22 protein-coding genes are annotated in these 23,875 nt (G+C 34.0%); 6 read left to right on the top strand and 16 right to left on the bottom strand.

What is annotated here, in order from left to right; genetic code table 11:
- Positions 1 to 128: 128 nt before the first annotated feature.
- A complete protein-coding gene (locus I130_RS02000) occupies positions 129 to 839 on the bottom strand; it encodes a geranylgeranylglyceryl/heptaprenylglyceryl phosphate synthase (protein WP_034918445.1) in 711 nt (236 codons plus the stop codon).
- Positions 840 to 841: 2 nt separating this feature from the next.
- Positions 842 to 1,489 carry a 4'-phosphopantetheinyl transferase family protein gene (locus tag I130_RS01995; protein ID WP_034918442.1) on the bottom strand — a complete coding sequence of 216 codons (648 nt, stop codon included), beginning with the start codon at positions 1,487 to 1,489 and terminating at the stop codon, positions 842 to 844.
- Positions 1,490 to 1,553: 64 nt separating this feature from the next.
- Between I130_RS01995 and ahcY the strand changes: the two genes are divergently transcribed.
- Positions 1,554 to 2,870: an adenosylhomocysteinase gene (gene ahcY, locus I130_RS01990; protein ID WP_034918438.1), complete on the top strand. Its 1,317-nt coding sequence runs from the start codon at positions 1,554 to 1,556 to the stop codon at positions 2,868 to 2,870.
- Between the two features lie 82 nt (positions 2,871 to 2,952).
- Here ahcY and I130_RS01985 read toward each other — a convergent pair whose 3' ends face one another.
- From I130_RS01985 to I130_RS01970, 4 genes are all read right to left on the bottom strand, one after another.
- Positions 2,953 to 3,171: a DUF2007 domain-containing protein gene (locus I130_RS01985; RefSeq protein WP_157480477.1), complete on the bottom strand. Its 219-nt coding sequence runs from the start codon at positions 3,169 to 3,171 to the stop codon at positions 2,953 to 2,955.
- A gap of 83 nt (positions 3,172 to 3,254) precedes the next feature.
- The gene (gene rpmA / locus I130_RS01980) at positions 3,255 to 3,515 is read right to left on the bottom strand and encodes a 50S ribosomal protein L27 (protein ID WP_034918430.1); all 261 of its coding nucleotides are present in this window, start codon (positions 3,513 to 3,515) and stop codon (positions 3,255 to 3,257) included.
- 24 nt (positions 3,516 to 3,539) lie between these two features.
- Entirely contained in the window at positions 3,540 to 4,013 is a 474-nt protein-coding gene (gene rplU / locus I130_RS01975; RefSeq protein WP_034918426.1) for a 50S ribosomal protein L21, read from the bottom strand.
- A gap of 100 nt (positions 4,014 to 4,113) precedes the next feature.
- Positions 4,114 to 4,584 (bottom strand): DUF4199 domain-containing protein, encoded by a 471-nt coding sequence (locus I130_RS01970; RefSeq protein WP_034918422.1) that lies wholly within the window; start codon positions 4,582 to 4,584, stop codon positions 4,114 to 4,116.
- Positions 4,585 to 4,775: 191 nt separating this feature from the next.
- On the opposite strand from I130_RS01970, the gene I130_RS01965 reads away from it, so the two are divergent.
- Complete coding sequence (locus tag I130_RS01965) at positions 4,776 to 6,101, top strand: M16 family metallopeptidase (protein WP_034918417.1); 1,326 nt, start codon at positions 4,776 to 4,778, stop codon at positions 6,099 to 6,101.
- 19 nt (positions 6,102 to 6,120) lie between these two features.
- Positions 6,121 to 8,187 carry a M16 family metallopeptidase gene (locus tag I130_RS01960; RefSeq protein WP_034918948.1) on the top strand — a complete coding sequence of 689 codons (2,067 nt, stop codon included), beginning with the start codon at positions 6,121 to 6,123 and terminating at the stop codon, positions 8,185 to 8,187.
- 30 nt (positions 8,188 to 8,217) lie between these two features.
- On the opposite strand, the gene I130_RS01955 is transcribed toward I130_RS01960, so the two are convergent.
- From I130_RS01955 to mutY, 7 genes are all read right to left on the bottom strand, one after another.
- Positions 8,218 to 9,126, bottom strand: a complete 909-nt coding sequence (locus tag I130_RS01955) for a DMT family transporter (protein WP_034918413.1) — start codon at positions 9,124 to 9,126, stop codon at positions 8,218 to 8,220.
- Positions 9,127 to 9,260: 134 nt separating this feature from the next.
- Complete coding sequence (locus I130_RS01950; RefSeq protein ID WP_034918408.1) at positions 9,261 to 10,577, bottom strand: RagB/SusD family nutrient uptake outer membrane protein; 1,317 nt, start codon at positions 10,575 to 10,577, stop codon at positions 9,261 to 9,263.
- A gap of 12 nt (positions 10,578 to 10,589) precedes the next feature.
- The gene (locus I130_RS01945) at positions 10,590 to 13,586 is read right to left on the bottom strand and encodes a SusC/RagA family TonB-linked outer membrane protein (protein ID WP_034918405.1); all 2,997 of its coding nucleotides are present in this window, start codon (positions 13,584 to 13,586) and stop codon (positions 10,590 to 10,592) included.
- 132 nt (positions 13,587 to 13,718) lie between these two features.
- Positions 13,719 to 14,279, bottom strand: a complete 561-nt coding sequence (gene gldD, locus I130_RS01940; protein WP_034918401.1) for a gliding motility lipoprotein GldD — start codon at positions 14,277 to 14,279, stop codon at positions 13,719 to 13,721.
- Between the two features lie 22 nt (positions 14,280 to 14,301).
- Positions 14,302 to 15,639 carry a gliding motility-associated protein GldE gene (locus I130_RS01935; protein ID WP_034918396.1) on the bottom strand — a complete coding sequence of 446 codons (1,338 nt, stop codon included), beginning with the start codon at positions 15,637 to 15,639 and terminating at the stop codon, positions 14,302 to 14,304.
- A 21-nt stretch (positions 15,640 to 15,660) separates the two neighbouring features.
- A complete protein-coding gene (locus I130_RS01930) occupies positions 15,661 to 16,119 on the bottom strand; it encodes a single-stranded DNA-binding protein (protein WP_034918391.1) in 459 nt (152 codons plus the stop codon).
- Between the two features lie 110 nt (positions 16,120 to 16,229).
- Positions 16,230 to 17,279: an A/G-specific adenine glycosylase gene (gene mutY / locus I130_RS01925; protein ID WP_034918389.1), complete on the bottom strand. Its 1,050-nt coding sequence runs from the start codon at positions 17,277 to 17,279 to the stop codon at positions 16,230 to 16,232.
- A 123-nt stretch (positions 17,280 to 17,402) separates the two neighbouring features.
- On the opposite strand from mutY, the gene I130_RS01920 reads away from it, so the two are divergent.
- Together I130_RS01920 and I130_RS01915 are read left to right on the top strand one after the other, a co-directional pair.
- The gene (locus I130_RS01920; protein WP_262489267.1) at positions 17,403 to 17,714 is read left to right on the top strand and encodes an HU family DNA-binding protein; all 312 of its coding nucleotides are present in this window, start codon (positions 17,403 to 17,405) and stop codon (positions 17,712 to 17,714) included.
- A gap of 294 nt (positions 17,715 to 18,008) precedes the next feature.
- A complete protein-coding gene (locus I130_RS01915) occupies positions 18,009 to 19,547 on the top strand; it encodes a ribonuclease E/G (RefSeq protein WP_034918385.1) in 1,539 nt (512 codons plus the stop codon).
- 67 nt (positions 19,548 to 19,614) lie between these two features.
- Here the strand turns inward: I130_RS01915 and I130_RS01910 are convergent, their stop codons facing one another.
- Positions 19,615 to 21,492 (bottom strand): T9SS type B sorting domain-containing protein, encoded by a 1,878-nt coding sequence (locus I130_RS01910; protein ID WP_034918381.1) that lies wholly within the window; start codon positions 21,490 to 21,492, stop codon positions 19,615 to 19,617.
- Between the two features lie 137 nt (positions 21,493 to 21,629).
- Here I130_RS01910 and I130_RS01905 point away from each other — a divergent pair, with 137 nt between their 5' ends.
- Positions 21,630 to 22,112 (top strand): regulatory protein RecX, encoded by a 483-nt coding sequence (locus tag I130_RS01905; protein ID WP_034918377.1) that lies wholly within the window; start codon positions 21,630 to 21,632, stop codon positions 22,110 to 22,112.
- Here I130_RS01905 and I130_RS01900 read toward each other — a convergent pair.
- Positions 22,102 to 23,004, bottom strand: a complete 903-nt coding sequence (locus I130_RS01900; protein WP_232224007.1) for a cupin-like domain-containing protein — start codon at positions 23,002 to 23,004, stop codon at positions 22,102 to 22,104. The genes I130_RS01905 and I130_RS01900 overlap by 11 nt on opposite strands.
- Positions 22,991 to 23,857, bottom strand: coding sequence for a cupin-like domain-containing protein (locus I130_RS01895; RefSeq protein WP_034918374.1), 867 nt, complete (start codon positions 23,855 to 23,857; stop codon positions 22,991 to 22,993). Before I130_RS01895 ends, I130_RS01900 begins: the two co-directional genes overlap by 14 nt.
- Between the last annotated feature and the right edge of the window lie 18 nt (positions 23,858 to 23,875).

Below are 23,875 nucleotides of genomic sequence, written 5' to 3'. Positions count from 1 at the left end.
CAAATTTAAATATATTTTAATGAGCATCGGGAGCATTACCATGCTTATAATTTTATTTAGATCTATAAAGACATAATATTGAATGAAAAACACATTAAAAGTATTGGTTTATAACATGTGTTTTCATGTTAATAGAAATTCCCGTTTTCAAAGGCAGTACCAATAACTGCCATATCTGCACCGGCATTATAAATAACATTGAGTTGATGTGAGTTCTTAATTCCGCCACCCACGATCAAAGGAATGGAAATTGCCATTTTCACTTCCCTAATGATTTCTATGGAAACATGATTAATTGCTCCACTTCCTGCTTCCAAATAAATTAATTTCTTCCCAGAATATTGACCTGCCAAGGCTGTATTTACAATAGCTTTCACATTATTTTGGGGCATTGGCTTCGTCTTGCTTATTCTTTGGACCGCACATTCCTTTCCTCCATCTATTAAAATATAGCCTGTTGGAATAATCTCTAGATTGGATTTTTTTAGTTTGCTTATAGATTTTATTTGTTGTTCTATTAAATACTCCGGATTTCTGCCAGACAACAAGCATAAGAAAAGAATTCCATCGGCTTTTTCTGTAATCTGAGTATGGTCTCCAGGAAAAATAATGAGAGGTAAATCTGAAAACTTTTTAATTGCAGACACTGTTCTGTCTGTTTTATTTACTTCAACTGTACTACCTCCAACAAAGATATGAGTGATCTCATTTGGAAGATCATTAAAGAACTTGTCTGCTTTAAAATCGTCAAATTTGTCGGGATCTATGAGAACTGTAAGTTGTTTTTGATCGAGATCTTTTAGAAGAGATAGATTTTCATAAATAGTAGCTGTGTACATACTTATTTTTTTTCTGCAGCTTTAGAAAGCTTTGCATAAACACAGGTAAATCCTTCAAATTCTAAAAATTCTAAATTATAATTAGAATCCTTCCCTTTAAAATAAACTTTCCCAGTAGTTTTTTTATCATCGAAATCAAAATCGGCTATATTGATGTGTTGTAAAAACCCGAGGCCTGGTTGAGAATATAATTTATAAATAGATTCTTTGCCTCCCCAAACTATGGTAAGTTTTCTAATAAGGGCATCTTCATTTGCAAGCGTATGATACTCCTTTAAAGGAGTGAATTTTTCAGCGATTTTTAATATTTTGTTCCTTTGTTTTTCAATATCTATCCCTACTTCATTTTCAGAAATAATGATAGCCGTAAAATTAAAAGAGTGTGTAATAGAGATGCATTTCCCATCTTTTAAATGAGGTTTTCCATTCTCGTCATAATATAGATCATGATCTGTATAGCCCATTTCAGCAAACAAATGTCTTATACTCATGAATCCACGTTTATGGATTTCAGATTTCATACCTTCCACACGAGATTGGCAATTTTCAGTTAATTCTACATCCTTCCTAAGCCAATCCAAAGATTCTTCGATCTTCCAAATGAGGACTTTAGTGCCTTCGTCAACTGTTATTGTTTTGTAAAGTGCCATGAAATTTTGTTAGATATTACGTACTTTTGCGACTGAAAAATTGCTAAAAATCAAATATAATAATATGTCGACTAAAACAGTGCCTTATACGGCCTATAAAGTTAAAGATATTTCCCTTGCAGATTGGGGAAGAAAAGAAATAGAATTAGCTGAAGCTGAAATGCCAGGTTTAATGTCTCTTCGTGAAGAATTTGGATCAGAACAACCCTTAAAAGGCGCGCGCATCGCTGGATGTTTACACATGACTATCCAAACGGCAGTTTTAATAGAAACTCTTAAGGCTCTAGGAGCTGAAGTTACTTGGAGTTCTTGTAATATCTTTTCCACTCAAGATCAGGCGGCAGCAGCTATTGCAGCTACCGGAGTTCCAGTATATGCTTGGAAAGGCATGAATGAGGAAGAATTTAACTGGTGTATAGAGCAAACTTTATTTTTTGGAGAAGATCGTAAACCACTTAACATGATCTTGGATGATGGTGGAGATCTTACCAATATGGTATTAGATAAATATCCTGAATTAGCAGATGGAGTTAGAGGTCTTTCAGAAGAAACCACTACTGGTGTGCATAGATTATATGAGAGAGTAAAGAATGGAACGCTTCCAATGCCTGCTATTAACATTAACGATTCGGTTACAAAATCTAAATTCGACAACAAATACGGATGTAGAGAAAGCGCTGTAGATGCTATACGTAGAGCTACAGATATCATGCTAGCTGGTAAAAGAGTTGTAGTTTGTGGGTATGGTGATGTTGGAAAAGGTACTGCAGCTTCCTTTAAAGGAGCTGGTTCTATTGTAACTGTTACAGAAATAGATCCTATTTGTGCTTTACAAGCTGCTATGGACGGTTTTGAAGTTAAAAAACTGGAAACTATTCTTCCAACAGCAGATATCGTTATTACCACTACAGGGAATAAAGACATTGTAAGAGGTGAACATTTTAAAATGATGAAAGACAAAACTATCGTTTGTAATATTGGCCACTTTGATAATGAAATTGCAGTTACTTGGTTAAATGATAACTTCGGAGATACTAAAGATACTATTAAGCCACAGGTAGATAAATATACCATCGACGGAAAAGATATAATTTTACTAGCTGAAGGTAGATTGGTAAATCTTGGTTGTGCAACAGGTCACCCTAGTTTTGTAATGAGTAACTCATTTACAAACCAGACTTTGGCACAGATAGAGCTTTGGAAAAATGCTGGTAACTACGAAAATGAAGTTTATATGCTTCCTAAGCATTTAGATGAGAAAGTTGCTAAACTTCATTTAGAAAAAATTGGTGTAGAGCTAACAGAATTATCAACAGAACAGGCAGAGTATATTGGCGTAACTGTAGAAGGTCCATTTAAACCTGAGTATTACAGATACTAATGCCATTGGCATATAATTAAAAGACCCCTTTCTAGAAATAGAAAGGGGTCTTTTATTTTTCTTTTATAAGGCAATTCTATTGCTAAAGGATGCTTACTCCTTCTAATATTTTTTTAGCTCTCATTAAATCTTCTTCTATTACTTGTACTCTCATTCCAGTAATTCCAAGAGCACCAATTCCAGCCGCACTATTTACAAATTCATCAGGGATTCTGTATTGAATTTTCTCCTGATCAAACAAATTCTTCACAATGGCTATCTGGAAATTATTAGGCGTATTTAATATGGTGATAAAATTCATAAGGATCCATTTACATTTAAAAGTACAAAAAAAAGCCCTTTCTGTTTCCAGAAAGGGCTTTTTATATAAATTCAAAAGATCAACTATACTTCAAACGGTTCTATAGAAACGTAAGATTTGTTATTTCTCTTTTTTGTGAATTTTACAAGACCATCAACTCTAGCATGTAAAGTATGATCTTTCCCTCCATACACATTATCTCCTGGATTGTGTGTATAACCTCTTTGTCTAACGATGATATTTCCTGCAATGGCAGCTTGACCACCAAAAATCTTAACACCTAAGCGTTTTGATTCTGATTCTCTACCATTCTTAGAACTACCGACACCTTTTTTGTGAGCCATCTTATTTCGTTTTTAATCTATTAATTAACTTAAGGCAGCGATCAATTCCGCTTTTTTCATTGAAGAATACCCTTCAACACCTTTTTCCTTAGCCATTTCTCTCAATTCAGCTACAGTATTATTGTTTAAATCACTAGAATCTTCTTTTTTAGTTTCTGATTTCTCAGAAGAAGATTTCTTTCCACCTGGAAGTGTGATTCCAACAATAGAAATTTCAGTCAAGGATTGACGGTGACCATTTTTTACACGGTATCCTTTTCTTCTTTTCTTTTTAAAGACAATAACTTTGTCTCCTTTAACGTGTCTGGTGATTTTAGCATCTACCAAAGCTCCGTTTATAGCTGGGGCGCCTAAAGTAATATTGTCACCATCGCCTGAAAGAAGAACTTTATCAAAAGAAACTTTGTCTCCTTCTTCTCCCGCTAAACGGTTTACAAATACTTTTTGGTCTTTTGCAACTTTAAATTGCTGCCCTGCTATCTCTACAATTGCGTACATAGCGTATTTATTAATTAATTATTTTAAAATAAATCACCTGTGAAATTTCCACAAGCGGGTGCAAATATACTTCTAAATAATTAATTCACAAAGTCTTTGGTTAATTTCCTAAAGTGTGTTTTTTAGCCTCTATGGTATTCCAAGAGTCTTTAAAAAGTTGCATAAATGCTAGAGTAAGAACAAAGGTTGTAGCAAAACCCATTACCGCAACAAAAAATAAGATAATTCCCACACTTGTATCGTAATCGCTTCGCCACATAGTAAGTAGCTCATTAAAGAAATCCGGATTTATTTCCGTAGAATAAATTCCGAAGAAAATAGTAAAGATTATGGTTGCATTAAAACCTGTAAATAGGCCCGTCATAAATCCTTTTTGATATTTAAATTTAGAACCTTTTTCCAACCTATAGTTTTTAATAGCTTCATACATTCCAAAAGCCATAATCACCCCATTAAATAAACTGAAAAACGGATTTTTATGCGCACCAAATAGAGATAGCACTAAAAAGTAGGCAATTAATCCTACTGCAATTGCAACCCCGTATTTAATAGGAATTTTAAACTTTTTCATATTCGGTTCTTTTACAATAAAAGTAAAGTTCGAGAAAAATAAGCAGCATTCTCTCTAAAAGCCTGTTAATTTTAACAATTACTTAGGTTTTTTTATTAAAATTAATATAAGACAACTTAATTTATAGTTTTAAACGTAACAAAATTGCATTTTGTTATACTTATAGCACACATTAATAAAACCATTAAAAAATGATTAACAAAATTAAATTATCAGCCTGTGCGCTGCTTCTGGGAGCGACCGGATTTGCACAAGAAGTTGAGTTTACAGAATATGATCTGGATAACGGACTTCACGTTGTCTTGCATCAAGACAATACCGCACCAGTGGTTACAACCTCAGTAATGTATCACGTTGGTGGAAAAGACCAACAAAACGGAAAAACAGGTTTCGCCCATTTCTTTGAGCACTTATTATTTGAAGGTACAGAGAATATTCCAAATGGAAAATGGTTTGAAATTGTAAGTAGTAACGGAGGAAGTAATAATGCTAACACCTCTAATGATAGAACTTATTATTATGAAGTTTTCCCATCAAACAACCTGGAATTAGGACTTTGGATGGAGTCTGAAAGAATGATGCATCCTATTATTAAGCAAAAAGGAGTAGACACTCAAAATGAAGTTGTAAAAGAAGAAAGAAGGTTACGTGTAGATAATTCACCTTATGGAAACTTACTACAGGCAGTTTCATCAAATATGTTTGTGAATCACCCATATAAAGATCCAAATATTGGCTACATGAAAGATTTAGACGCTTCTACTCTAGAGGAGTTTAAGCAATACTTTGATAAATACTATGTTCCAAACAATGCTGTTTTAGTAGTTGCTGGAGATATAGATGTTTCCAAAACAAAGAAAATGATCGAAGATTATTTTGGTCCAATTCCTAAAGGTGAGGCTGTAACTAGAGATTATGCAAAAGAAGAGCCTATTAAGAAACAAATTAATGCAACGGCTTATGATGCAAACATTCAATTGCCAGCTACCGTTCTAGGATATAGAACACCTGCTTTTACTGAAAAGGATTCATATGTTTTAAATATGATCTCAGATTACTTAAGTGATGGTAATAGTTCTAAACTTTATAAAAAGTTAGTAGATGAGCAGAAACAAGCACTTGCGGTTCAAGCCTTCAATTTAGAACAAGAAGATTATGGAATGTATTTAGTATTTGCAATCCCACAAGGTGAAACTTCTCTGGAGACATTAAATACTGAAATGGAAGAAGAAATTGCAAAAATTAGAACTGATTTAATTTCAGAAAAAGATTTTCAAAAACTTCAGAATAAAGCTGAGAATGGATATGTAAATTCAAATTCTAGCGTAGCTGGAATAGCAAATTCTTTAGCTTCTAGCTATTTATTATATGGTGATACCAATTTAATAAACGAAGAAATTAATATTTATAGAAATATTACCAGAGAAGATATTAAAAGAGTGGCTAGCGAATATTTAAATCCTAATCAGCGAGTTGTTGTTGAATACCTACCTAAAGCTGAAGAAGCAAAACAATAAAATTTATAAAACGATTAATATGAAAAATAATATAATAGCTTTTGCAGCCTTATTGTTTCTTTCCTTTAGTGCGAATGCACAGATAGACAGAAGTAAGCAACCAAAAGCAGGGCCAGCCCCAAAAATAAACATAGAAGAACCTGAAGGCTTTACCTTAGACAATGGCCTTAAAGTAATGGTGGTTGAAAACCACAAATTACCTAGGGTTTCAATGTCTTTAAGATTAGATAATCCGCCAATATTTGAAGATGGAAAAGCAGGAGTTTCTAGCTTATCCGGTCAATTACTTGGAACTGGAACTCAAAAAATGTCCAAGGACGATTTTAATGAACGTGTAGATTTTTTAGGAGCTAGTCTTAATTTTTATTCTAGTGGCGCAAATGCCAATACTCTATCTAAATATTTCCCTGAAGTATTAAGACTTATGGCAGATGGAGCTATAAACCCTAAATTCACTGAAGAGGAATTCTCTAAAGTAAAGGATCGTGAGATTGAAGGTTTAAAGTCTAATGAGAAAAATGTAGCGTATAATGCAGGAAGAGTAAGATCTGCCCTAGCTTATGGGAAAAATCATCCTTATGGAGAATTTGCTACCCAATCTACTGTAGAGAAATTAACTTTAGCAGATGCACAAACTTTTTACAACACTTATTTTGTTCCTCAAAATGCGTATTTGGTAATAGTTGGTGATGTAGATGAGGATGAAATAAAGAAAATGGTAAAAGAAAACTTTTCCAGCTGGAAAAAGAAAGATCTACCAGAATATAAGATGCCAACAGTTGCTAATTTAGAACAAACTGAAATTCAGTTTGTAGATATGGCGAATGCAGTTCAAAGTGAAATTGCTCTAGTAAATACTATTAATCTAAAACAAAAAGACAAAGATTATTTCGCTGTTTTAGTAGCTAACAAAATTCTTGGAGGCGGTGGAGAAGCTCGTTTGTTCCTTAATTTAAGAGAAGATAAGGGGTATACATACGGAGCATATTCTAGAACTGGAAATGACAAATATAGTGCTGCTACTTTTGTTGCAAGCGCAAGTGTTAGAAATGCTGTAACAGATAGTTCTGTAGTTGCATTTTTAGATGAAGTTTATAGAATAAGAAATGAAAAAGTTTCTGATAGTGAGCTAGCTAATGCAAAAGCCAAGTATACAGGAGATTTCGTGTTGTCTTTAGAGCAGCCTGCTACTATTGCAAGATTAGCTTTGGATGTTGAAACTGAAGATCTAGATGATGACTTTTACGAAGATTATTTGAAAAACATTAATGCAGTAACCGCAGAAGATGTACAACGAGTTGCTAAGAAATATTTCCTTGCAGATAACTCTAGAATTGTAGTTGTTGGTAAAGGAAGCGATGTTGTAGAAAACTTAGAAAAAATAAAGTATAACGGAAAGAAAATTCCAGTTGTTTATTTTGATAAAGAAGGAAATAAAGTTGATAAGCCAGAATTCAATAAAACTGTAGACGCATCTGTAAATGCTGAAAGTATTTTTACAAATTATATTAAAGCGATTGGTGGAAAAGAAGCAGTTTCTAAAGCAGAAAGTGTAATGATGGTGGCTCAAGCAGAAATTCAAGGTCAAAAATTAGATCTTGAAGTAAAGACTGCAAATGGTAAGTCGTCTCAAAAAATCGCTATGAGCGGCAATGTGCTAAGTAAGCAAGTTTACAATGGTGAAACTGGATTTACAGTTGCTCAAGGTCAAAAAATACCTTTTACAGAAAAGCAATTAATAGCAGCGAAAGCAGATGCTAATCCATTTCCAGAATTGAACACTAAAGACGCAAAAATCATGGGTATTGAACCAGTAGATGGTAAAGATGCTTATGCTGTAGCATTAAGTGAAGACAAAACTGCTTACTATGATGTTGAAAGCGGATTAAAAGTTAAGTCTATAAGCAAAGTATCTCAAGGAGATCAAACAATGGAAGTTCCTGTTATGTATAGTGATTACCAGGAAGTAAGCGGAATTAAATTTCCATTTACAATTTCTCAATCAATGGGACCTCAAACATTCGATTTTAAGGTGCAAACCTTAAAGGTAAATGAAGGAGTATCTGATGAAGATTTTATGGAATAATCTTTTTATTAATGTTGAAAGAGCCGGCCATTATTGGTCGGCTTTTTTGTTTTTAGTATATAAGTTTTTCGATCTGTTTACTAGAAAAACACCCAATAAAATAATTAGCATAGAAATTAGTTGAAACACACTAAAAACTTCTCCGTCCAAAAAACCCCATCCCAACGCGACTAATGGAATTGTATAAGTAACAGAGGTCGAAAAGACAGGATCGGAGATCTGTATCAGTCTATTAAAAATAATCATCGCAATTCCAGTCCCTATAACCCCTAAAATAAGCACGTATATAATGGAGGTAGATATAACTTCATCATTCAGAATATTTTCAAAAGAAAAGCCTGTTAGAAATAGTACAATAAAAGAAGGGATTAGTAAGACTAAGAAATTCCCAGCAGTAATTCCTAATGCAGAAATACCGTGCATATACCTCTTAATAATGTTCACATTAAATGCATAGCAAGCCGCTGCTATTACCACCAAACCTGAGTAGAGATAGTTTTGGTCTGGATTCACTTGCGCCCCGCTAAAGATCAATCCTAAGGTCCCAATTAAACCAATGACAACTCCTAACACCTTATTTTGAGTAAAAGCCATCTTAAAGAATAACACTCCGAAGATCAAGGTCATTAAGGGTGTTGTTCCATTTAAAATAGAAGCCACTGCACTATCAATCTCCGTTTCTGCGAAAGCAAAAAGATAAACCGGGAAGAAGGAACCTATAAATGCTGAAATGGAAATCCATTTCCATTGTACAATAGTAAGCCTGCTTATACTTTTAAAGCCTACTAGAACCAAGAACAAGGCAGCGAAAATTATCCTGAAGGAACCCAATTGTAAAGCACTAAGGCCAATCAAGCCTTTTTTAATTAGTATAAAGGAACTCCCCCATACTAAGGATAGTAAAAACAAATAGATCCATTTAAGATTTTTTAGGGGCATATTGTAGGATATAAAATATACTAATAGCCCGCGAAAGTAATATAAAATCCATCCAGGTTAATAGGAAAATAAGAAAAGGCCTGAATTATGAGAACTTCATTATTCAGACCTTTTAAAATTCTATTATTTATAGTCTACTGATTTTCTGTAAGCGGAATAGGAAATTGTGTAAACACATCATCTCCAGTCCTGTCTATAGGTAAGGTATTTAAAATATCATAACGTCGGGCATCAATCCATCTATGGCCTTCACCATACAATTCATACCTTCTTTGCATTAACATTTCTTCAATTAGTGCTGCTTCTGTATTTGCTCCGGTATAATCTGAAAGGGAAGCTGAATTCCTAATTATATTTAAGGCCTTTACAGCCTCATCTGGATTAGAGTAAATATTGGCTTCCGCATATAACAATATAAGCTCTGCGTTTCTAATAATTGGAATGCTCTCGGTTCTTGATTTATAAACCAAGAAATCATAATCACCTGTAAGTCCATCAAAAGTAATAGTCTCCTCTCTTAAGCTAGTTTTTGATTCAACCCTATCATCACCAGCTTCCGCATCTGCAATAAAGCCAGGCTGAACAATTCTAACGCCTGCTGCCGAGGCATTCTCTGGAAAAAAAACTGGATTTACTAAGTCATTCTGATCTTCAGAAAAAACATAGTAAATTCCTTCGTATAAATCTCCATTAAAATCTAAAAAGGAATCTTCCAAGAAGCTCAATACCGCAGGAAAATCTTCTTGATAAGCTGCAACTCTTGCAGATAAACCTTTATTCACCTCAAGAAAACTTGTTGGAGAGTCAAATCCATCGAAACCCCCAGTCATGCTAAATGGAAATGAATCTCCTCCTGCCGCTAAATTTGATGCACCATCTTCCAAGAGAGATCTTATTGCTGTTAAGGCCTCAGATTTAGAAACTACAGGTCCTAAATTTTCAGGATCACTAACATCTATTCTAATCCCATTTTGATCGGTAAGATTTAAATTCATCAACAACTCGTGGGCTTTTATTGTTTTCAAAAAGCCTTTAGTTGCATTTAATTCACCTTCAGAAAAATCGGCTGTAGAATTATCTAATGCCTCTAATATTATATTCACATTTTTGACTGTTCTATATCTCGCTGCCCATGGAGTGGTAATATAAAAAGTATTATTATCTAAAATTGCATTTTCACGACCTAAAAGATCGGCAGTTAATCTAGGATCAGAACTTGAGAATCTATAGAACTCACGTCCAATAACTCCTGTATCGTCATAATAATTTCCTAGTCCAAGCCGCATACTATAAAAAACTCCTCCCACAAGATCTTGTAGATCACCACGAGAAAGATCTTCAACCAAGGAGCCAACTTCCGGACCATTTAGATCTGAAAATTCCTTAACAGTGCAAGAAGTAGTAAGTATTCCTGCAACTAATAAAATTGATATTTTATTTAAAATTTTCATATAAATATTTTTTTAAAAGTTAAAGGCTACGTTAAACATATATCTCTTAGAGGAAGGAAAAGGTGTTACCTCAACGGCATTAAAAATACCACCGCCTCCAAAATTGGAAACTTCTGGATCGTAGCTGTTATAATCGAAAATATTGATTAAATTATTACCCGAAAGACCTAATTTAATTCTCTCAAAAGTTCCATTGAGAAAAGTATCGGTCAATTCCGCTGGTAATGTATAATACAATCCAACCTCTCTCAATCTTAGGTAACCTGCATCTTCAATAAAAACCGCCGCTGACGAACCTAACTGACCAACCCTATAAGGCCCGTTACCAACTAAACCTTCAGGATCAAGATCTACTGTATCGAAGTCATGACTTGTTCCACTCAAATCTGTAAGAAGTGCCGTTAAGTTAATATTATCCCCACCTTTTTTCCATTGCCATAAAAAGTTAAAATCAAAACCTTTATAACTAAGGGAATTGTTGAAACTCATCTGAAAATCTGGTTCAGAATCTCCAAATTTTTGCAATCCATTGGAACCTGGATTAGGCCCAATTCCCACAATTTGTGTAGCACTTCTTCCTTCTTCTATTCTAAAAGTACCTAAAGTCGCTCCAAAACCACCAACATTAAAGGCTGGCACGTCTAATTTTGTAATTTCAGATTTATTTTTAAAGAAATTCATTCCAAAATCCCAATTAAATTCCTCTCCTCTAAAAATGGCAGCATTTAAAGCGATTTCCACCCCTTTATTCTCAAGACTACCAGCATTAATAAATTCAGTGGTAAAACCAGAAGAAGGTTCTTTAGAGGCATTCAGGATAAGATCGTCAACAGTTTTTATATAATAAGTTACAGATCCTGTTAACCTACTATTAAAAAGTCCAAAATCTATTCCTGTTTCAAATTCTTTTTGTCTTTCAGACTGAAGATCTGGATTTCCCCTTGTACCTATTAAGCTAATTCCTTTAAGTGTTACTCCTCCAAGCCCTACATTTGTAAAACTGTTATAAGAAGTAAATAATGCTCCAATTGGAGGGAAGTTACCTGCTTCTCCATATGCTGCTCTTAATTTTAATTGATTCAATATTGAGTTAGTATTCCAAAAATCAAATTCATTAAAATTGATTGCTACAGATGCTTTAGGATAGTAATTTAATTTATTGGCATCTCCATTATTAGAAGATTTATCTCCTCTTACACCTAAAGTTGCAATTACTTTATCCTGTAAATTAACCTCTTCTTGCACAAAGAAACCTGCGTCTTCTTGTTTGAGCCTATTTTGATCTACTCCTGTATTAGTTGCTTGATCTACGTTCGTTTCGGAAGCTACTAAATCTGTGGCAGTAATTAAATATCCATTTCTGTCAAAGTATTCCCTTGTTAAACCAGCTTGCGTTCTAAAATTGATATTGCTTTCAGTAAAGAAATTATGTACTAAAAATGCTGAAAGGTTGTAGTTTTTATTTTGTGTACTTCCTTGTACAGATACTCCATTTTGTCCACCATTAGAAGGTTTTTCAAATTGAAGCTCTTTAGGAAAAAATGCAATAGTATTGAAATTGTAAAAATCAAGTCCTCCTCGTAGAATCAATTCTAAATTAGACTTGTCGTTCTTATATAAATCTATATTAGCAGAACCTCCCATTATAAGTCTATTAATTTTTTCATTATTAGTGACTAAATCTCGGGTTTGCAAAATGTTTGACGATCCAAGAGGATTGTCTGGATAATTTCCGTTTTCATCTGGAAATAACTGTAACCATGGCACCGTACCTGTTAAGGCAACTCCTACAGATGTTCCTGTATTATCATTATTAAAATATCCTCTATCTGAAGAAGAATTTATATAGTTCGTACTTAATGCCAGCTTTATAAAATCGTTAGCCCGGTGATCTAAATTAAGTCTAAAAGATATTTTCTCATAACCAGTATTATTTACAATTCCATCTTCGCTATTATGAGTTACTCCAGCAAAGAATTTGGTTTTTTCACCACCTCCGCTAGTACTGAAATTTGTTATTGAAAGTAATCCTTTGTTTCCAAACAACTCTTCTTCATAATCTACCAACCTGTTTTCATCTCTTGCGTCTACAAAATCCTGAACTGCTGCTTCACCAAAAGATTCTCTCACTCGCTCTTCATTATAATCTCTTACTCCTTGAAGATTAATAACTTCTGTCCAACCTAAGGATTGAGAAAACCTATAAGAAGTTTCTCCAGCTACACCTCTTTTGGTTGTAATTATTACCACTCCTGCTGCTGCTCGACTACCATATATAGCAGCGGCAGAAGCACCTTTTAAGATCTCGATATTGGCAATATCTTCTGGATTTATATCTGCAATTCTGTTAGAAGGGTTGTCTTGATTAGAAGCACTTCCTCCGGCTGAGGCAGCTGAAACCGCATTTAGTCCTGCAGCAATAGATGAGTTATCTACATAAACACCATCTATAATATATAAAGGTTGCGTGTTTCCTTGAATAGAGGTTGCTCCTCTTAACTTAACAGAAAGCCCTCCTCCCGGCGCACCAGAATTAGCACTTACAATTGCTCCTGGAAATTTACCGTACAAGGCGCCATCTAGTGTAGGAGGCGTGGTTGTACCTATTAATTCTTCTGCAGATATTGAGGCCACAGCATTTGCAGAATTAGACCTTTTAATGGAGGTGGCAAGTCCTGTTACTACAACCTCATCTAACGCGGCTGCAGCTTCAATAAAACTCACATTAATTGGTGAATTTTCCGTAATTACCCGTTCTTGAGTTTCGAAACCTAAGTATGAGAAAACTAAGGTTGCTGGTAAGGATTTAACAGAAATAGAAAAATTTCCGTCTAAATCACTAGTTGTTCCGTTGGAAGTTCCTTTTTGAATAACATTTACAAAAGGAACTGCTTCTTTAGTAGAAGAATTAATTGTTTTACCCGTTAGAGTTTCTTGGGCGAATATCGCCGCAGGAAATATAAAAAGTAAAAGCATCAGTTTAATACTAGTTAGTTGGATGTGCCTCATAATCGTGGTTTTTTAATTAGCTTTCACCAAATTAGGTAAAAAAACCAAAGACTTCAACTAAAAGCCAACTATTGTTTCATAATTATTATTTAAACGTTAATAGCTTAACGATTTATCATATTTAAATAAGAATTATTGCCATTTTATAGATTCCATAAGTCTTTTGATATCAGCTTTAATATAGGACGCGGCTGGCATAATGGAATCAAAATTAGGCTTCTGATTAAAATAAAGGGAACCTGTCATGAAATGCTGAATACTGTCTGTAACATAAAACTGCGCTTGAGAAGCCGCATCACCATCTATAGAATAAAACATTCCGTAAGCTTTATGTTCTGGATTTATATAAACATCTCCCTCTATATAATCTGCCTTAATAGTATGTTGTAAAGGTAATTTTTGGGAGTCCATTAAAAGAGAATCTAAATTATTATTCACCTCCTGATAGGTAATAAAAATTGAGGCATTCAATTTAGGATAATTTAGATTAATCCAACAAGGCTTAGAACTTTTAGGACTAATTATATTGGCTATTGAATTATAATCAAAGCTATATGGACAGTCTAAATTAGTCTCCACATAATCCGCAGGAGGAAATTCTAGACTCAAAAAGGCTTTTGGCTTTGGTAGCACCTCGTCTTTACACGATACAAAAGCAACGAGAATTAATAACAGGATACTTATTCTTATCATCTTGAAAACTTAAAGTTCTAGACTATTCTTCTGAAGATAACTCAGACTCAATACTTAATTTGATCTGCTTTATTCTCTTATCATCTATCACCTCTATGGTAAAGTGATAATTCTGAAAAGAAATCTTTTCATTCCTCTTTGGAAAACCTCCGGAAATTTCTAGTAAAAATCCCGCAAGAGTATCTGATTCCCCTTTATTTTCTTCAAAATTTGAAGAGTCTTCCAATTTAATGATCTTATAAAAATCCTTTAGAGGAGTCTTACCTTCAAATATAAAATTTGTTTCATCCAGCTTTGAAAATACTAGGTCTTCATCGTCAAATTCATCGCTAATATCTCCAACTATTTCTTCTATTATATCTTCTAAAGAAACTAAACCACTAGTTCCTCCATATTCATCTACAACAATTGCCAAATGAATCTTTTTATCCTTAAACTCATTTAAGAGATCATCTAATTTTTTGTTTTCAGGTATAAAATATGGCTCTCTTAAAAGAGAAGTCCATTCAAAGTCTTTTTTATCTAAAAAAGGCAATAGATCTTTAACATATAAAATCCCACTTACTTGGTCTATGTTTTCCTTATAAACAGGGATTCGAGAAAACCCATTTTCAACAATTTCGGGAATTATTTCCTTATAAGTTTGAGTTTCCTTTAAGGCAAAAATATCCATTCTTGGCCTCATTACCTGCTTAGTGTCTGTATTTCCAAAAGAAACAATACCTCTTAAAATCTTCTGTTCTTCATGCGTAGTATCTTCATCTCTGGTCATTTCTAGTGCCTGAGAAAGATGATCTACACTCAAAAACCCTTTTTGCTTTCCTAGTTTATCGTGAATGTAAATTGTGACAGCCCTCATAGGAGTACTAAGTGGAGAAATTAGAAAGTCCAGAACATTTAATGGATAAGCCATTAAATTACTGAATTTCACATTATTTCTGCTAGCGTATACCTTTGGCAAGATCTCCCCAAAAAGCAAAATTAAGAAGGTTACAATTCCAACCTCTATAAGGAATTTGAAATTTATGCCTAAGAAAACAGCATTCATATTTCCAAAGAACTCATCGGTAACTGTATCAAAGAGCAGCACGATGGCAATATTAATGGTGTTATTTGCGACTAAGATGGTTGCCAACAATTTCTTCGGCTTTTCTAATAGTCGAGTTACAATTTTTTGGGCATTAGTTCTCTTGCCATTATCTCCTAGAAAATCTGAAGGTGTAAGAGAGAAAAAAGCCACTTCTGCACCAGATATAAGTGCAGAGCAAATTAATAATACAACAAGTAAAATAAGACTTAGTACTTGTGAAAATTCTAGTGAGATAAATGATAAAATTAAACTGGGAGGATCTGGATCCAAATGCTTATGTTTTAGTTAGACTTAGAAAGGTAAATCATCTTCTTCCTCATTGCCCTGATTTTGATTGGCAAAAGTATCATTTTTAGTATTGGAAACTGGTTTTGCTGAAGCGGAATTTTGTGCCGTATTTGGAGTAGTTTCGTTTTTAGGAGTCAAAAATGTAAAATCTGTACATTGAATTTCAACTGAATAACGCTCAATTCCCTTATCATCTGTCCATTTTCTGCTTTTCAATCTACCTTCCACATAAACTTTATCTCCTTTTTTAAGGTATTTCTCGCAGATTTCTGCTGCCTTATTTCTCACAACTATATTGTGCCATTCGGTATTCTCTACTCTCTGTCCGGTAGATTTGTTCGTGTAAACCTCATTAGTAGCTAACGGAAAACGTCCAATTGCTCCTCCTCCTTCAAAATAATGCATTTTTACATCGTCCCCTGTATGCCCAATTAACATTACTTTATTAAGTGTACCCGTCATTATGTTTTATTTAAAATTTAGCAAAATATATAATTTAAAAATAAAGAAATTTATTCAGTATTACCTCTTATTAATTTCAATATTCCCAACAAGTATGATTAAAACCGAATTTAATATTCACTTAGCTCAAACTCATTAATAAAATTGGCGATTAAAACTGGAACAGGATATTCTTTAATTTTGGTCAACGGAATTCCAATGTCACCTAATTTAGTATTCTCTACGATCCAAAATCGTGTATAAATATGCTGATGAGATAGTTTATGAATTATAGGAGTGTCATTATATAAAGTTATTTTCGGATCAAATCCTTCTCCTTCAAGGAAAACGCTAGATTCTGCCAGTAATGCTTCAGCATCTATTAAAGATGTAGATTCCAATAAAGGAAACTGATACAATCCCTCCCAGATTCCTTTCCCTATCCTTTGCTCTAAAAGAGTTTTATTTTCATCGGAAAGGAAAACCATATAATTAAAGTATCGCTTTTTAACCTTTGCTTTCTTCAGCTTTACAGGAAGTAGCGCTATTTTATTGTTTTTCAAAGCCAAACAACTATCAGAAAGCGGACAAGTTTCACAAAGAGGATTCTGAGGTTTACATTGCAAAGCACCAAAATCCATGATCGCCTGATTGTAAGTAGCAGGATTCTTTTCATCTATAAGCTCGGCAGCCAAGGCTTTAAACTCTTTGATACCAGCAGAACTATTAATAGGAGTATCAATATCAAAATATCTAGCCAAAACCCGGTATACATTACCATCTACCACAGGAGCAACTTCATTATAACAAATAGAAGAAATTGCACTTGCCGTATAATCTCCAATTCCCTTTAATTTCAAAAGATCCTTGTAGTTCTTTGGAAATACACCTTCTAGTTCATAGGCCACAAATTTTGCAGTTTCATGTAAATTTCTAGCTCTGGAATAATACCCCAGACCTTGCCAGAGCTTAAGAACCTCGTCTTGAGAGGCGTTTGCAAGATCAAAAACTGTTGGAAACGAGCTTGTAAAGCTCATATAATATGGTAAACCTTGCTCAATTCTTGTTTGCTGTAGCATGATTTCGCTTAACCAAATACGATAAGGATCATTAGTATTCCTCCATGGCAAATCTCTTTTATTGCCTAAGTACCAATTAATCAGTATTTTATGAAAAATCATTAATGTCATTGTTTGGCTGCAATAATAATTCTTTATTTGGTTACTATTTAATGAATTAGGATTGAAATATTGGAGATTTAATTCTTATATTTGCCCCCTTGAAAATTAAGAACCCCAATTATAATTTTAAATAGTACGAAAATGACGAAAGCAGATATCGTAGCGAAGATTTCCGAAAAGTTAGGAATGGAAAAAGGTGATGTACAAGCTACTGTTGAAACATTTATGGAAGAAGTAAAGACTTCTTTAGAAAGTGGAGACAATGTTTACTTAAGAGGATTTGGAAGTTTTGTTATTAAGACAAGAGCTGAAAAAACTGGAAGAAACATCTCTAAGAATACTACAATTAAAATCCCTGCACACAATATCCCAGCATTTAAACCTGCTCGTATTTTTGTAGATGGTGTTAAGACTAATGTTGAAGTAAAGGAATAATTCCTGTAATAGGGAGTTTGAAAGTATATAATTATTAATTTAAAAAAAGTACACTATGCCAAGTGGTAAAAAAAGAAAAAGACATAAGGTAGCTACTCACAAGCGTAAAAAGAGAAGTAGAGCTAACCGCCATAAGAAAAAGTAGTGTTCTCACTACTTTTTTTAGTAAAAGACGTTCTTTGAAATTGAAACCGAATTTGAATACCCTTTAAATTCTGGTTTCTTCAGGCTTAAAAACCCTGTGAAAATTTATTGTTTAATCCATCCCGATTTCCGGGATAAAAATCTAAAAGAGTGGACAAAGAGTTGATTATTAGATCAGGTTCCTCTGCTATAGATTTTGCCTTAATTAAAGATGGAAAACTAGTCGAATTAAACAAAGAAGAAGACGATAGCAACTTTGCTGTAGGTGATATTTTTATTGCCAAAATCAGGAAAGCTGTTCCAGGATTAAATGCCGCATTTGTAAATGTTGGCTATACAAAGGATGGTTTTTTACACTATCATGATCTTGGACCTCAAGTCCTCACTTTGTTGAAATTCGTAAAACGTGTAAGCACAGGTAAATTAAAAGATTATTCTTTACAGAATTTAACTTTTGAAAATGATATTGATAAAGACGGCAGTGTAGCTGAAGTCTTAAAATCAAATCAGTCGTTACTGGTTCAAGTAATGAAAGAACCAATCTCCACAAAAGGTCCCAGAATAAGCTCAGAGCTTTCTTTACCGGGACGTTATATTGTGTTGGTGCCTTTTTCTAATAGAGTTTCAGTTTCTCAAAAAATTGAAAGCAAAGAAGAAAAAGACCGCCTTAAAAGATTGGTAAAAAGCATTAAGCCGAAAGGCTTTGGTGTAATTGTTAGAACCGTAGCAGAAGGCAAAAAAGTAGCAGAGCTAGACAGAGATCTCCAAAATTTAATGAGTCGCTGGACAGCTATGTGTAAAAAGCTATATAAAGCACCGCACCCCTCCAAAGTATTGGGAGAATTAAATAGGGCATCCTCCATTTTGAGAGATATCTTTAACGATTCTTTTACCTCTATTATGGTAGATGACGAAGAGCTTTATAGCCAACTAAAAGATTATGTGGCAGAAATTGCTACAAATAAAGAATCTATAGTTAAGCTGTATCAGTCCAATGTTCCAATTTTTGAAAAATTCGGTATCGAAAGACAAATAAAAACTTCCTTTGGTCGCACCGTATCGATGAGCAAAGGAGCTTACCTGATTATTGAACATACAGAAGCTATGCACGTTATAGATGTGAATAGTGGAAATCGTTCCAATAAAGCTAAAAACCAGGAAGAGACCGCCTTAGAAGTGAACCTTATAAGCGCCACAGAAATAGCCCGACAATTACGTTTGCGTGATATGGGTGGAATTATTGTGGTTGACTTTATAGACATGAATAAGGCCGAAAACAGAAAAGCACTATTTGATCATTTACGCGAAGAAATGAGCGATGATCGTGCTAAACACAAAATATTACCCCCAAGTAAATTTGGGTTAATACAAATTACAAGACAACGCGTTAGGCCGGAAACTAACATCAAGACCCGTGAAGAAAACCCGAACGGAGTAGGAGAGATTGAGGCTCCTATTATAGTTATTGATAAAATTAAAACCGACTTAGAAAGGCTGATCAAGAAGAATCATAAAAAGATCACCTTAAGTGCGCATCCATTTATTGCAGCCTTTTTAACAAGAGGCTTTCCATCACCCCGCTCCCAATGGTTTTTTGACCATAAGCGCTGGGTAAAAATTTTACCAAGAGACGCTTACACGTACATGGAATATCACTTTCACGACAAAAACGGGGAAGTTTTAGACTAAAATTTTGAAAACCGTCTATCATTTATTTGATAGGCGGTTTTTTTATGTCTAAAATTTAAAGAACTTATCATCTCATCAATGAAAAATGACCTGTAAGAGTTGCATAGCCTTTAATTTTTATATGATACCAATAATCTGAAGCTGGTAAACTAACACCGCCTTGAGTACCGTTCCATGAAAAATCAACTCCATCACCAGATATCATTAACTTCCCATATCTATCAAAAATCATTATTTCTGAAGAAGGAAAAAATTCCAATCCTTTCAGACTAAATGAATCATTATAACCGTCCCCGTTGGGTGAAATCATTTTGGAGACAACAATGTGAGGGAATTCTATCGAAACAGTTTTACACCTGCTAAGATCACGCATAAAAGCAGTATATATTCCACTTCTAACATTTAAAAACATATTTGAAGTCTGAAAGTTGATACCATCAAGAGAGTATTCGAAAGCACCAGTATTGGTTGGAGTAATTAAAATAGAATTTTCATCAGATTGAACACTTAATATTTCAGCATTATCTACAGGGACAACTGTAAAGGTTTTAGTTGAAGAACACGATTGATCTGTGATTACCTCTACAGAATAAGTACCAGATTGAACAATGTTTATTGATTGGGTGCTTTCTCCGGTAGACCAACTATATGTATAACCTTCAACTTTTGCATCTAATACTAAGGCAGAATCTGGACAAAGTTGAAGCTCTTCGTCTTCCAGTAGTGGAATCTCATTAATAATAAGTCTAATTGGTGTTCTTGTACTCGGCTCGCAATCATATTCTGAATTTATTGCTTCAGCATAAAAAACACCTGCAGTTTCAGGTTGATATTTAAAAGAATTCTCGAGTAATAAATTTCCATTAACAGACTCATTATACCAATTGATACTCACATTTTCTATGCTTATAACTTCTAAAATTGGAATCACACTTCCAGCACAGATAGTTTTATCCCCTTGACTTATAGGGGCATCTGGCTTTTGTATGATCTCAATAAAAAAGGATTCAGAAAAAGAACTACAAAGATTATTGTTTAAATTAACAACATCTTCTGCCACTTTAATTCTATAATAATTAGAGCTATAAAGCATTGCAACTGTGTATTCACTTTGAGTTGCACCAGGAATATTCACCCAATCTTCCTCATTTACACTTTTTTGCCATTGATATGCGTGGGTTTGATATACAGAATTATCTGGAGTAGCAACTAAGGTTTTAGTGATAGGAGAATCTTCCTCACAAATTATTAGACCAGCATTTGTTGCTCCGTTTGTGTTGATACGAGTTAGGTCTCCACAAGACCTAAATATAATATCATCTATGGCAAGATCATTTCCGCAGCCACCTTCTCCATTATTAAAAATCTTTAAAATAACTTTATTTTGTCCTGCTTCACTTTTAAAAGTCAAAGCAAATTGTTCCCATTTAGGATTTGAAGATGCAGTAATGGCAGCGGTACTTCCTTCTTTTAAAAGTTCAGTGTCGGTTTCATCCCAAATTTGAAATTTTACATTAACTGGAATATCACCATTAGGACAAGCACCACTTGTAGAATTATAAATATTCATAAGATAAGCCGAAAACTCATAGGTAGTATTTTCGCAAAGACCTGAAATATTAGTCTTATAAAATTGTCCAGAAGTAAAGCCAGCATTAACAATTAAGGCTCTTCCGCCAGAAAGTGTTGTACTTGGGAAATAAGAATGCCAAGAGGTAATCTGGCGACCAACAACGGTAGAAACTGTATATTCCCCATCCTGAGGATCTTGAGTTACAAAATTATAACTGGTAATTCCCAATGGCAAAGGGGAGCCGTAACCCGTTCCACTCCCAAAATTCTCTTGAAATATAGGATCGCCTTTACTGCCTTCACAAAATCCTAATTGCGAGAAAGAAGGCTTTGCAAATAGCATGAATAAAATGAGAAATAATAACCGAATCATTTTCAAATATAAAGTATTAAATATCCTTTTGTAGTAAATAGTAATATTTAAGATTTTACTTCTTCAACAGTCTTATTAAGTTAACTTCTAATATTAAAATCCAATATTTTTTAAAGGAATTTCTACCTTTACTTCCTATGAAGCCAAACGCCTCCGAAAAATCCTATACCATAAAAGAAGCTACCATAAAGCTAATGCAGTTTTGTGCTTACCGTGATCGATCTCAAAAGGAAGTTGAAGAAAAATTAAGGGAAATGAGGATGATCCCTGAAGCTTGTGAACAGATCACGATCCAGTTAATGCGGGAAAATTTTTTAAACGAAGAACGCTTTGCCTGTAGTTTTGTGCGTGGAAAATTCAGAATTAAAAAATGGGGAAGAATTAAAATAAAACAAGAATTAAAACAGCGTGAGATCTCTGCACCGCTTATAAAAATCGCATTTACAGAGATAGATCCTTCAGATTACTATTCGACATTAAAAGAACTAGCAGAGAAGAAATTTCCACTTATAATAGAATCAAATTCCTTTAAAAAGAAACAAAAATTGATTTCTTTTTTACATCAAAAGGGCTACGAATTTCCTATTATAATAGAGGTTCTGGAAGAGTTTAAGTTTTAATATTATTCTTTTTATGAGTTTTAATCATGGCCTGCTCGTTTTTATAATCTATCCACTTTTGTCCTCGTAATTTGCGCATATAATTGTCAAAATAGCGCATAAATGCAAGGTTATAAACGGCCTTAGAAAAATTAGTTATATTTCTTGAAGTCGCTCTCAAACTCATCGAGAAGCCAGGAGTTAAATAGGTCATTTGGTGCCAATAGCCTTCTGGCATGTACAAAGTTTCACCATGCTTAAGGTTGGTAATATATCCCTGGGCTTCCTTTAAAGCAGGAAACTTTTGAAAATCGGGATCTGTATAATCTATATCCTCTCTAGAGATCAAAGCGTGCGGTACTTTATAAAGATACTTGCTCTGTGAAGGAGGGTACAGGATGCATTGCTTTTTACCGTGGAAATGAAAATGGAGAATGTTAGCAAAATCTATGTCATAATGCATAAATACCTTCGAGTTTTCACCTCCAAAAAACAACATAGGTAGTTGCTTCAAAAATCGAAGTCCCATGTCTGGAAATTTAAAATCGTTCTGTAAAACAGGAACTTCTTTCATTAAATGATAAAGAAAGATCCTATACGTTGTAGGCTTAGATTTTAACAAAGCGATATACTCGCTCATTTTCATCGTTAGATGTGGTTCATTGAATTTATACTCAGAGCTAATTGGCCTATCATCATATAACGGCACTATTTTATCTCCAGCAACTTCATCTATATATTCCAACGACCATTTTTTATAAGCTGGCCAATCTTCGATTAAATGCTCGATCACCACAGGTTTTTGCGGTTTTACATACTGCTCTACAAAATCTGCCTTAGAAATATTCTCTACCCTAGGGATTTCAGCTAATTGCAATCTTTCTTTCATCCTTTCATCGTCAAATTCCTGCATTATTTTGGGTATTCACAATTGCTTTTCTATTTTTATAATCAATCCAACTTTGTCCTTTAAGCTTACGCATTAAGTTGTCGTAATTTCTAATTAAAATCACATTAGAAAGAACTTCTAATATTTTTTTAGGACTCGATGGTAAAGATCTAAGCGTTAAAGATAAGCAAGGGGTTTCATATTTTACAAAATGCCACCACTTACTTGGAATAAATAAGGTGTCTCCATGTTTTAAAACTACTTCAAATCCTTTCGCTTTTGCCAAAGCAGGATACTTTTCAAAATCTGGATTATCCATATCTATAGATTCCATGCTCACAATAGAATAAGGAACTTTGTAAAGATATTTTGTTTCTGAAGGCGGATAAAGTATAAACTTCTTAGTTCCGGCAAAATTGAAATGAAAATTGTTAGCAAGATCCATATCATAATGCATTAAAACCTTTGCACCCTCCCCTCCAACAAATAAAACAGGTAGTTTTTTAAAGAACTTCACTCCGATTTCTGGATACTTAAAATCTTTTAATAGCTCTGGACAATTCTGAAGCAAATTAAAAAAGAACATCCTAAGATCTGTTGGGCCAGCCTCTAAAATGTCAATATATTCGGACATCTTGATTTTCTTAGCAGGCTTATGACTTTTTTCGTTTCCTTTAGCCGGAGTTCCGTCATAAAGTGATACAACAATCTCTCCAGCTTTTCTTCGGAAATATTCAAAATCCCATTTCTTTGAAGCAGGCCAATCTTCACTTAAATTCTCCATTACCACAGGTTGCTGCGGAATAAAATACTCCTTTAAAAAAGTTTCTTTATCTATTACTTTAATGCGTGGTATGGGTTTTAAGTTGAGATGCACATTCTAAAGAAATTAAAC

This window comes from Gillisia sp. CAL575 (assembly GCF_000403785.1).
Taxonomy (GTDB): domain Bacteria; phylum Bacteroidota; class Bacteroidia; order Flavobacteriales; family Flavobacteriaceae; genus Gillisia.
Note: the sequence above shows the minus strand (reverse complement) of the source record. Positions and strands in the feature narration are given on the sequence as shown.